Here is an 11,316-nt window from a genome sequence, read left to right on the forward strand (position 1 = left end):
GTGCGACAGGTTCGGCCCCGGAGGATTCGGCGGGATGTTTCGGCCCGCGGACGATCTGCCGTACCCGCACCGTGGAATTCCCGGGGCCGGCAGCGGCGGATTTCTCCGCGGGCCGTCAGCCCAGATGCGCGCCGACGTGTCTCGTCAACTCCCAGCCGCGCTGCCCGCGGTGCTCGCGCCAGACCGCGCGCAGCGCCGCCCCTGCCAGCACCACCTGGTAGAGCGGTCCGCCGGCGATCAGCTTGACGTAGTGCGCGGGGCGCACCCGCAGGCCGTACTGCACGCCGAAGTCGTGCAGGGCGACGGCCTCGAAGGCGAAGGTGGCCAGCGCCGGGACGGCCGGGACGAAGGAGAACAGCGCCACCGAGACCGGCAGCTTCACGGTCAGCGCGAGCGCCAGGTCGATCGGGATCACCACGCCCGAGAACGCCTGCAGGAAGGGCGTGGTGAGGGTCCAGCGGGCCAGCAGCCGCTGGCGCAGGGAGGGCAGCTGCTGCCAGTCCTTCTTGCGGTAGACCTGCAGGAAGCCCTGGTTCCAGCGGGTGCGCTGCCGCAGCAGGCTGTAGAGGGTGTCCGGGGTCTCCTCCCGGGTCACCATCGAGGAGTCGTAGGCGACCACCACCTTGGCGCCCTGGCTGGACAGCCGCACGCCCAGGTCGCAGTCCTCGGCCAGGCAGTTCTGGTCCCAGCCGCCGGCCGCGCGCAGCACCTCGGTGCGGACGAAGACGGTGTTGCCGCCGAGCGGGATGAAGCCCTGCCGGGCGTGCAGGTGCAGGCGGCTGCGGAACCAGAAGAAGTACTCCAGGCAGTTGCGCAGGCTGTACCAGCTGGAGTGGAAGTTGATCAGCTGGACGCCGCCCTGCACCACGGCGGCGCCGCTGGCCCGGAAGGCGTGGTCGACGTGCCGGAGCAGCTCGGGGTGGACCTGGTCCTCGGCGTCGAAGACACCGACCACCTCGCCCCGGCAGTACGGCAGGGCGGTGTTGAGGGCCTTCGGCTTGTTCTTGACCACGTGGGTGTCGGTGATCACCCGCACCCGCCCCGGCGCCTGCTCGGCCAGCCGGGCCGCCACCTGCGCGGTCAGCGGGTCGTCATGGCCGACGACGACGATGATCTCGTAGGCGGTGTGGCTGGATTCCAACAGCCGTTTGACCGTGTGCTCCAGCACCTCCTGCTCGTGCCGCGCGGGCACCAGCAGCGAGAAGTTCAGGCCGCAGCGGCCGTCCGCGGCGCCGAAGCTCGTGCCGGCCAAGGTCTCCGGCGTCCGCCACGCGTGCAGCATCCACCAGAGGGTGAGGGCCGCCATCCAGAACAGGATCCCGGATATCGCGATCATGAATAAGGAACTCAGCACCTTCCCCCCATTCGCCACCCGCCGTCCGCCGACGCCCGCCCCGGACCGGCCCGCTCTCCACCGCGATTAAATACCCTTGACCAAGGGTTGGTGGCGGTTTCCACAAATATTGTCCGGTTACCTACGGGTGGCCGCTGCGATGCGGTAGAGGGCACCGGATCGGCGCCGCAGCGGGTGGAGTTCCGGGTGGGCACGCCTCCCCCGCGCACCGCCGTCGCCGGGTGACGCGGGGAGGCGGGGCGCGGGGAGGCGGGGCGCGGGGAGGCGGGGTGCGGGGAGGCGGGGCGCGGGGAGGCGGGGCGCGGGGAGGCGGGGCGCGGGGAGGCGGGGCGCGGGGAGGCGGGGCGCGGGGAGGCGGGGCGCGGGGAGGCGGGGTGCGGGGAGGCGGGGTGCGGGGAGGCGGGGTGCGGGGAGGCGGGGTGCGGGGAGGCGGGGTGCGGGGAGGCGGGGTGCGGGGAGGCGGGGTGCGGGGAGGCGGGGTGCGGTGACCGGGGTCGCGGCCCGGCCCGCTCAGGCGGCGGGGTCGTCGGGCGGGAACGGCGCGGGGTAGGGCTCGGTGAAGTCCGCGGAACGGGAGACCTCGCGCCAGGTCAGGTCGGACTGGAGGAGTCGGCGGTCCAGGGCGATCGAGGCTTCGGCCGCGCCGGCCCCCAGCGGCAGGTGGTGCGGGATGTCGCCCCGCTTGGCCATCCGCACGAGGATCTCGGCGGCGCGCACGGGGTCGCCGGCGGCGCCGTCGTCGTTCTGCCGCAGCCGGGCGTTGACGGCGCCGACCGTCTCGGCGTAGGCGGCCGGGATGTCGTGGACGGTCATCGAGGGCCCGGCCCAGTCGGTGCGGAATCCGCTGGGCTCGACCACCAGGACCTTGACGCCGAACGGGGCCAGCTCGGCGCGCAGCACCCGGCTGAACCCGTCGATGGCGAACTTGGCCGCCTGGTACGAGGCGATGCCGGGGGAACCGCCGACCCGGCCGCCCACCGAGGAGAACTGCATGACCAGCCCGCCCTGCTGCTCGCGCAGCAACGGGATCGCGGCCTTGGTGACGTTGTACACGCCCCAGAAGTTCGTCTCGAACTGCGCGCGGAAGTCGCTCTCCTCGGTGGTCTCGATCGGCGAGACATTGGCGTAGCCGGCGTTGTTCACCAGGACGTCGATGCCGCCGAAGTGCTGCCGCGCCTCGGCGAGGGCGGCGCGGGCGGCCGCGGGGTCGGTCACGTCGAGGGCGATCGGGCGGATCCGGGAGCCGTGGCGCTCGGCCAGGTCGGCCAGTTGCTCGGGCCGCCGGGCCGTCGCCGCCACCGAGTCACCGGCCTCCAGGGCCGCGTTGACGAGGGCGCGACCGAAGCCGCGCGAGGAACCAGTGATGAACCAGGTCTGCTGCATGGCTTTAGTAAAACGCCGTTGCGCTAATAACGCAACAGCGTTCCGGTAATAACGCAACGACGTTCCGCTACTATCGTGGGATGAACGCCGCCGAGTTCCAGCGCGCCCGATCGCCCGAGGCCAAGCGCCTGCGCGAAGCCTCGATCCTGGAGGCCGCCCGGGCTCTGGGCCGTGAGCGCGGCATCCGGAGCGTCACGCTGACCGACATCGCCGCGGCCGTCGGGATGCACAAGTCGGCCCTGCTGCGCTACTTCGAGACGCGCGAGGAGATCTTCCTGCTGCTGACCGCCGAGGGCTGGCAGGAGTGGTCGCAGGCGCTCACCGAGCGGCTGCGGGCGGAGCCCGATCCTGGCCCCGCGGGCGTGGCGCAGGCGTTCGCGGCGACCCTCGCCGCCCGCGGGCTCTTCTGCGACCTGCTCGCCCACGCGCCGCTCACCCTGGAGCGCAACGTCTCGCTGGACGTGGTGCGCGACTTCAAGCTCGGCACGCTCGCCGCCCGCGTGCCGATCACCGCCGTCGTCCGCGAACGGCTGCCCGCCCTCGGCGAGCGGGAGACCGGCGACCTGATCGCGACCGCCGTCGCGCTGGCCGGGGCGCTGTGGCAGATCGCGACGCCGCCCGCGGAGGTCGCCGCCCTCTACCGCAGCGACCCGCGCCTGGCCCACGCGGTCGTCGAGGTCGAGCCGCGCCTGGCCCGGATCCTGACCGCGACGATCACCGGGATGACCCACGGGCAGCCGCAGCCGCGGCCCTGACCAGCAGCGCGGCAGCGCCCGTTCCGACGTCCGGCAGTCTGTGCGATGCTGCTTCGATGTCGCTCGCCCCTGCCCCCGCGGAGCCGATAACGCCCGACGCCGTGCGCGAGGTGCCGGACACGCTGCTCACCCAGTCCTGGCTCGACCTGTCGTTCGTGCACTGGGCCGCCGACCCCGCGGTCGTGGCACCGCTGCTGCCGCCCGGAACCGTGCCGGACACCCACGAAGGCCTCACCTACATCGGCCTGGTGGCGTTCCGGATGTACCGGGTGGGCTGGTTCAAGGTCCCGGGCATCCCGTACCTCGGCACGTTCCCGGAGACCAACGTGCGGCTCTACTCGGTGGACCGCCACGGCCGGCGCGGAGTGGTGTTCCGCTCGCTGGAGGCCTCCCGGCTGCTGCCGGTGGCCGTCGCCCGCAGCGCCTTCCGACTGCCCTACATGTGGGCGAAGATGGCGATCGACCGCGAGGCGGACACCATCAGCTACACCAGCAGCCGGCGCTGGCCGGGGCCGCGCGGCACGCGCTCGCGGATCGCGGTGCGCATCGGTGAGCGGATCGGGCAGCCGACCGAGCTCGAACACTTCCTGACCGCCCGCTGGGGCATGCACAACGCCTTCTTCGGCCGGCCGGTGTACCTGCCCAACACCCACCCGCGCTGGCCGCTCCACCGGGCCGAACTCCTGCACTGCGAGGACGAGCTGGTGACCGCCGCCGGGCTGCCGGCACCGGTCGGGCCGCCGGTGAGCGTGCTCCACTCCCCCGGCGTCCCGGTCCGCTTCGGCCGCCCCGCCCGCCCGGGCGGCCTGCCCACCCCCTGACACCAGCCCGGGCGCCGACGGGTGTGCGAGACTCGCGGATCCGTCCGGACGGGCCGAGCACTGGCGGCGCGGCAGCGCGGGGTCCTGAACGGGACCCCTGCCGATACCCGGGGCGCATGCCGCAGGGCCTGGGCCCCACCCGCGACAGCGGGCGGGCCCAGGCCCTAGATTGGATCAGCGCGTGCCGGGCGGACTGACCCCGCCCGGCACGCAGCCGGATCAGGAACAGCTGCAGTTGCAGCAGTTCGGCGGCGGGGCGCAGCAGAAGGACGCGCTGGCCTCGGTCATACCGTGGCCCGCCGTGAGCGACTGGCTCTGCTCGTCGCCGGCCAGCGAGGCCAGGTCAAGCTCCAACGCGAGGTCGGCGACCGCAGCGGCCAACGACGGCTTGAACTCGTTCATCAGAACCCTCCTTTTCTTATGTGACGTGGTGTCAACAACCGGGCGCCGGAATGGCGTCCGGTTGGGACAGTAGTTGAGGAATCGGGCTCTGGGAAGGGCATGGACTAGACCATTTTGCTCGGCTAGTCTCGGTCACCGAGAGGCCATGAGCGGAGCTTTGGCCGGTGTTCCCGTGCGCGCCTTCGCGCAATACCGCCGTAATCCCGAGGGGAGTGGTGATGAGGCCCAGGCTGCTTCCCGACACGCATCTGCTGCCCAGCGATCAGGGTGTGGTGATCCGCGGCCCGCGGCACACGGTGGCGCTTCCGGCGCCCGGCCTCTACCCCTGGCTCGAACGGTTGCGACCGTTCCTGGACGGCAGCCGGAGCACCGGCGAACTCGTCGCCGACCTGCCGCCGCAGGCGGCGCAGCACGTCCGCACGCTGGTCGAACTGCTCGCGCGGGAAGGGTTCGTGCGTGATGCCGCCGCCGATCTGCCGCACACCCTGAGCCCGGAGGTCCGCACCCGGCACGCCTCGATGATCGACTTCATCGCGTTGCGCACCGACTCCCCCGAGTACCGTTTCGAGCGCTATCGGAAATGCGCACCCGTGGTGACCGGCTCCGGCCGACTGGCGAGTGCGCTGGTTCTTGCTCTGCTCGCTTCGGGAATTGAGCACGTCCGTCTCCTCGTCGCACGAAACGACGACCGCAGCGGACCAGGAGGCCTGGATTTGCCGCGCCTGCGCGAATGCGTCGAACTCCTCCGTGAAGCGGGGGGGCGCTTTCGCTACGAAGAACTGTACGGAGAGGTTTCAGAACTGCCCGGGGATACGGGTGTGATCCTCCTCGGCGCGGACGTGTCCGACGGGGACGGGTCGGCACGGGTCCGCTCGGTGGCGGCTCGTTCGCGGGCCTGGTACGGGCAGGCGGTCGCCTCGGGGACGCAGGTGCTGATCAGTTCGGTGGACAGGGTCGACGATACGTCAGCCTCCCGGCCGAGGAACGGTTCTGAGGACGGAACTGCCCGGAAGGGCACGGAACAGCAGCCGAGCCCCTACCTGGGCGGCCCGGTCGCGGCGCTCGCGGCCAACCAGCTCTGCCTGCACCTGCTGCGTCGGGTGGCGGGGCTGGACGATCAGGAGCAGGCGGGCGGCCTGTCGGCGTCCTCCGGCGCGGCGGTGCTGGAGCTGGCCACCGGGCGCTTCCTGAGCGCCTCACCGGCGGAGGCGGCGTGACCGGCGCCGGCGGAGGCGGCGTGATCAGCGGCGGAGCGGGCGGGGCGGGCAGAGCGGGCGTGACCGCGACGAACCACCGGAGCCCGTTCCCGTTGGAGCTGTGGTCGGAGGCGGTCTACTCCCGCCGGTCGATCCCCGCCACACTCGCCGCGGGTGCCTACGCCCCCGAGGCAGCCGCGCCCGCGCCCGCCGAGCCCGCCGTGCCCGTCGCGCTCCCCGACGAGCGGCGCTTCCCCCTGGTCGCGCCGCCGCTGCGCCTGCGGCCCGCAGGCGCCGGGCCGGCCGATCCGTCCGTGCTCGCCGCGCTGCTGCACTACTCCTACGGCCTGCTCCAGCACGACCTGACTCCGGGCGGCTGGCCGTTGCACCGCGCCGTGGCCTCGGCGCGCTGCCGCTACCCGAGCGAGCTGTCGCTGGTCGTGCCCGCCGCAGCCGACGGGCACCGGCCGGCTGCGGTGTACCGCTTCGACCCCGTGCACCACCAACTCGCCCTGCTGCACCGGGCAGTCGACGGCACTGCGGCGGACGGCGCTGCACTGGACGGCACTGCGGCAGACGGCGCTGCGGCGGAGCCGGCCGGCGGCCCTGGATCGGCCCGATTCCTGGTGATCACCAGCCGGTTCGCCCGGACGGCCCAGCTCTACGGCGACTACGCCCCACGGCTCTGCGCCCAGGAGGCGGGGATGCTGCTCGGCGCCGTCCACCTGGTCGCCGCCGCACTCGGGCTGCGCACCCGCCCCGGCCGCGACCGCGAGACCCTGCTCGAACTCTGCGACGGCTGGACCCCGGGCGAAGCCGAGCACCCGATGGGATACCTGGAGATCGACAGCGCCGCGGAGCCCGGCGCTCCCGTGCCGTGGCTCCCCCCGGAGTTGGCCGCGGTGCTGCGTGCCCGCCACTCCGGTGCCGCGATCTTCGACCCCGCCCCGGTGGCCGCCCCAGCGGCGCTGCTCGTCGACCTCGGCGCCGCCCTCGCCGCCGCTCCCTTCGCGGACTTCTCCTGCCACCTGCTGGTGCGCCGGGTCACCGGCGCGCCACCCGGGCACTACGTCCACACCGGCGAGCGGCTGGAGTCGGTGCGGGCGGGCGACCCGCTGCCGATGCTCGAACAGATCGGGCAGACCGAGGGGCGCGTGTCGCTGAACTTCCGCAGCGTCGCCTGCACCGCCTACCTGGCCGTGCGGCGCGGCAGCGCCCTCGCGCGGTTCGGCGCGGACGCGTTCCGCCAGGTGCACCTGGTCGCCGGAGCCGCCGCCCACTTGGTGAGTGTGGTCGCGGCGCGCCACGGACTGAGTGCCCGGGTGCACAACGGCTACGACGCCGCCACCGCCGAGCGGCTGCTCCAACTGGCCCCGGACGAGGAGACCGTCCTGTTCCAGGTGGCGATCGGCGCGGCGGGACCGGCGGCCGGCTTCCGACTCCCGGTGGTGTTCTGATGGCGGCCCGCGCAGCACGCTCGCTGACCACGGATGCGCCGACCACGGACGCGCCAACGACGGTCACACTGACAGCGGACGCGCCGACGACGGTCACACTGACAGCGGACGCACTGACGGCGGGGGCCGGGACGGGCCCGGTGGGCGTGCGCCTGGCCGGGCTGACCGCCGATGCCCTGGACAGCTCCCGGATCCCGTTGAGCACCGAACTCGCCCTGCGGATCGTCGCGTTGGACGAGACGATGCGCGCCGACGCCGCCGGGATCAGCGACGCGCTGCACGCGCTGATCGCCACCGAAGGGGCGCGCCCGTTCAAGTCGCGGCTGGTGGGCCTGCGCCGGGCGGTGCACCGAGGCGCCCGGGTCGGCGCCCTGCTGGACGCGGCGGCGCCACCGGAGGTGATCGGTCCGGAGCTCACCGGGCGGATCCGCCGCCACGCCGCCCGCCGCGACGCCCGTGGCGAGCTCCTCGCGCAGCTGACCGCGGAGTTGGCCACGGAGACGCGCTCCGCCGCCGCGGCCCTGGGCCGGCTCGCACAGGACCCCGCGTTCGCCGTCGGCCTCGGCTACGCGAGCCCGGACCTCTACGACGACGTGCTGCGCTGGCTGGACCGCGAGCGCCTCGCGCCCGGGCGACGGCCGCTGGACCGGGCGGCCGTGCGGCTGGCGAAGTACGCGGCCAGGGCGGTGGCCAAGCCCAGTCCGCTGACCACCTTCGCCGCCAGTGGTTTCGGTGGCTGGGCGGAGGCCGCGGGCGCCGCAGTGCGCCTGGAGAGCACGGACCGGGCCACCGTGGTCGAGGCCGGTCTGCTCCCGCTCGCCCGGATCGCCGCCGCCCTCGCCCACCTGCCCGAGCTCGGCGCGACGGTCCGACTGCGCGTCAATCCGTTCGCCACCCTGGTGCCCTCCCCCGACGGGGACCGGTGGCTCTTCACCACCCCGGGCCCCTCGGGCGAGGTGCGCTCGCTGCCGGCGACCGCGGCGCTCACCGCGATCCTGGCGGCGGCGCGGGAGGCGCGGACCCCGGCCGGCCTGCGCGCGCTGCTCGGTGGTCCTGACGCATCCACCGACGGGGTGGTCCGGGCGGACGCCGTGGTGGCGCAGCTCGTCCGGCTCGGCCTGCTGGAGGTCCACCCCGACCTGCCGGACCAAGGCCTCACCGCGTCGACGCTGAGCGCCTGGCTCGACCAGCAGGTCCCCGGCCAGGTCCGCAGCGAGCGCCTGGCCGGTCTGCTGGACGACCTGCGGGCGATCCGCGACCAGATCGACGCCGCCCGGTCGGCCGCCCCGACCGAGCACCGCGGCATCGCGGCGATCCTGCACGCACGCACCGCGGACGCCGCCCGGCGCCTGGGCCTGCTCGCTCCGGCGGAGGAACCGGAGCGCGGCACCGGGTACTTCCACCACACCGTCGTGACCGGCACCGCCGCCACCCTCGACCGGGAAGCCTGGCGCCCGGCGCTCGCCGACCTCGCCCTCGTCCCCGGCCTGCTCGCCCCCTTCGACACGCTCGGCCCACGCCGCGCGGCGCTCCAGCAGCGCGCGGTGACCCTGCACGGCCCGGGCTTCCGGCGACCGCTCACCGCCTTCCTGCAGGACTTCGGCTCCTGGTGGGCCGAAGCCACGACGGCCACCCCGACCGAGCGCGACGCGCGGCGCCAGGCCGCGCTGCGGGGCCTCATCGCGGACACGCCCGAGGACGCCGACGGCACGGTCCGGCTCTCCCCGCAGGCCGTGCGCGCGCTGTGCGGCGACTGGCCCGACCCGCACACCGCGGGCGACCGCCACGCCTGTTACGTCCAGGCGCTGCCCGGCACACCCGCCGGGCTCGGTCTGGTGCTCAACACGGTCACCTGCGGCCACGGCACCGGCCGGACCCGCATCGCGCGGCTGCTCGGCAGCACCCTCGGCGGTACTTCTGACACCGCTGGAAGCATTGGCACCACTGGGACCACTGACGCCACGTCTGACGCCACCTTCGACGTCCCGCAGGACGCCGACGCCCCGCTGTACGCCGAGTTCGACGCCGCCTTCGGCAGTGCCCTCAACCAGCGGGTGCCCGCGACGCCTGACGCGATCGACCTGGACGGTTCCCATCCCGACCGGCCGGCGGGCCACCTGCTCCGGCCCGCCGACCTGGAGGTGGTGCACGACCGGCAGGCGCAGCGGCTCCACCTCGTCCACCGCGACACCGGCCGGGTGGTGCGACCGCTCCACCTGGGCCTGCTGGCAACTCCCCTGCTGCCGCTGCCCGCCCGGCTCCTGGTGGAGGCCTTCGGGCAGACCTCCTACGCCTTCTGGTCGGACTGGCCGCAGCTGTGGCAGAGCGACCAGAAGGCGCCGGTACCGGAACCGACGGCGGACGCGGCCCCGACCCCGGGTCTGGTCCGGCGGGTGGCCAGGCTCGCCCTCGGGTCGGTGGTGCTGCGCCGGGCGGGCTGGTTCGCGGACCGCGGCCAGGCACCCGCCCGCGCCGCCGGGGAGCCGGACGCGGGGTACCTGGTCCGGGTCCACGCGTGGCGCGAGGCGCACGGTGTGCCGCTGCGCTGCTTCCTGCGGACCCTCACCCCGCGGCCCGCCGAGGGGTTCGCGGGCCCGGCGCTGCACGACAAGGACCGCAAGCCCGTGTACGTCGACTTCACCCACCCCCACCTGCTGCGCGTCTTCGAACACGCGGCGGCCACCGGACGGCCGCTGCTGCTCACCGAGGCCCTCCCCGAACTCCGCGACGCCCCCGCGCACCGGGACGGCCGGCGCCACGCGGCCGAGTTCCTGATCGAACTTCCCCCCGCGACGGCCCTGTTGCCGGATCCGACGACAGAACGGCGACCCGCAACGTGCTGAGCCGAGACCCCGAGAACTCCTGGGTCAGCGCCCACGTGTTCACCGCCCACCCGCTCGACCTCGTGGTGCGCCGGCTGCTGCCCGACGTGGTCGAGGACCTGCGGCACCGCGCACTGGCCGACCGCTTCTTCTTCCTCCGGCACTGGCAGTACGGGCCGCACCTGCGCCTGCGGCTCCGGCTGACCGGGCCGCAGGCCGAGCCGCTGGTCCGCGCGGCGCTCACTGAGCGCGCGACGGCGTTCTTCCAGGCGCTGCCGTCCGAAGCCTCCATGACGGAGCGTCAGTACCAGGAGCTCGCCGAGCGGTTCGCCGCGCTGGAGCCGGAGAGCGAGCCCGGCACGCTGGCCGCCAACGACAGTCTGGCCTTCCTCCCCTACCGGCCCGAGCACGGGAAGTACGGCGACGGCGCCGCGCTGCGGGCGGTGGAGGAGTGCTTCGCGACCTGCAGCGAGCTGGCCGTGGCCGCGGTCCTGGCCGACTGGAGCCCGTCGCAGCGGCTCGCGCACTGCTTCGCCCTGCTGGTGGGCAGCCAGGAGCCGGGCGCCGGTCCGGCGGTGCGGGCGCCGCAGGGCGTGGCCGAGCTGTACCGGCAGCGGCGGGCCACCCTGCTCCCCGTCGCCCGCGCGGCACGCGCCGCCTCGGCCACGGCCACGGCCACGGCGGCAGCGGCAGCGGCAGCGGCAGCGGCCGGTGGCACCGACGCGGACCCGGTCACGCGCTGGCTCGCCGCCCTGCGACACGCCCAGCAGAGCGCAGAGAGCAGCGCCCAGCCCAGCACCCGGGACAGCGCCGGGGACAGCACCCGGGCTGCCGCCACCAGCCGCGCCGCCGCCCCCGCCGCCCGGCTGGCCGGCCACCTGACCCACCTGGCCTGCAACCGCCTGGGCGTGCGGCTCGACCAGGAGGCGATGCTGCGCGGCCTGGCCCGGCTGGCGGCGGCCGAGGCGGCCGACGAAGCCGACCGCGAGGACAGCGGTCACGAGAACGGCGGTCACAAGGACGGCGGTCACAAGGACGGCGGTCACGACGACCACGGTCACGGCGACGCCGTTCACGAGAACGTCGACCGCAACGACGCCGACCGCAACGACTGAGAAGAACGAGG

General features: G+C 74.4%; 9 protein-coding genes. 6 read left to right on the forward strand and 3 right to left on the reverse strand.

Translation table 11 applies throughout. The features are described from left to right. Positions 1–115: 115 nt before the first annotated feature. Both OG500_RS03365 and OG500_RS03370 read right to left on the reverse strand, forming a co-directional pair. Positions 116–1,306 (reverse strand): glycosyltransferase, encoded by a 1,191-nt coding sequence (locus tag OG500_RS03365; protein WP_329576349.1) that lies wholly within the window; start codon positions 1,304–1,306, stop codon positions 116–118. Positions 1,307–1,864: 558 nt separating this feature from the next. Further along, entirely contained in the window at positions 1,865–2,737 is an 873-nt protein-coding gene (locus OG500_RS03370) for an SDR family NAD(P)-dependent oxidoreductase (protein ID WP_329576352.1), read from the reverse strand. 80 nt (positions 2,738–2,817) lie between these two features. Here OG500_RS03370 and OG500_RS03375 point away from each other — a divergent pair, with 80 nt between their 5' ends. Beyond that, positions 2,818–3,492 carry a TetR/AcrR family transcriptional regulator gene (locus OG500_RS03375; protein ID WP_329576355.1) on the forward strand — a complete coding sequence of 225 codons (675 nt, stop codon included), beginning with the start codon at positions 2,818–2,820 and terminating at the stop codon, positions 3,490–3,492. A 56-nt stretch (positions 3,493–3,548) separates the two neighbouring features. After that, complete coding sequence (locus tag OG500_RS03380) at positions 3,549–4,313, forward strand: YqjF family protein (protein WP_329576357.1); 765 nt, start codon at positions 3,549–3,551, stop codon at positions 4,311–4,313. A gap of 219 nt (positions 4,314–4,532) precedes the next feature. On the opposite strand, the gene OG500_RS03385 is transcribed toward OG500_RS03380, so the two are convergent. Next, complete coding sequence (locus OG500_RS03385; protein ID WP_327064854.1) at positions 4,533–4,715, reverse strand: thiomuracin/GE37468 family thiazolyl RiPP peptide; 183 nt, start codon at positions 4,713–4,715, stop codon at positions 4,533–4,535. 218 nt (positions 4,716–4,933) lie between these two features. Between OG500_RS03385 and OG500_RS03390 the strand changes: the two genes are divergently transcribed. Genes OG500_RS03390 through OG500_RS03405 form a run of 4 tightly spaced genes read left to right on the forward strand, consistent with a single transcriptional unit; the run spans position 4,934 to position 11,305 of the window. Next, positions 4,934–5,932 carry a hypothetical protein gene (locus tag OG500_RS03390; RefSeq protein ID WP_329576362.1) on the forward strand — a complete coding sequence of 333 codons (999 nt, stop codon included), beginning with the start codon at positions 4,934–4,936 and terminating at the stop codon, positions 5,930–5,932. 59 nt (positions 5,933–5,991) lie between these two features. Continuing rightward, positions 5,992–7,368 carry a hypothetical protein gene (locus OG500_RS03395; protein ID WP_329576365.1) on the forward strand — a complete coding sequence of 459 codons (1,377 nt, stop codon included), beginning with the start codon at positions 5,992–5,994 and terminating at the stop codon, positions 7,366–7,368. Next, a complete protein-coding gene (locus OG500_RS03400; protein WP_329576368.1) occupies positions 7,368–10,211 on the forward strand; it encodes a hypothetical protein in 2,844 nt (947 codons plus the stop codon). Before OG500_RS03395 ends, OG500_RS03400 begins: the two co-directional genes overlap by 1 nt. Continuing rightward, positions 10,205–11,305, forward strand: coding sequence for a lantibiotic dehydratase C-terminal domain-containing protein (locus OG500_RS03405; RefSeq protein WP_329576371.1), 1,101 nt, complete (start codon positions 10,205–10,207; stop codon positions 11,303–11,305). Before OG500_RS03400 ends, OG500_RS03405 begins: the two co-directional genes overlap by 7 nt. The last annotated feature ends 11 nt before the right edge of the window (positions 11,306–11,316 follow it).

The sequence above is a fragment of the Kitasatospora sp. NBC_01250 genome, from assembly GCF_036226465.1.
Lineage (GTDB): Bacteria > Actinomycetota > Actinomycetes > Streptomycetales > Streptomycetaceae > Kitasatospora.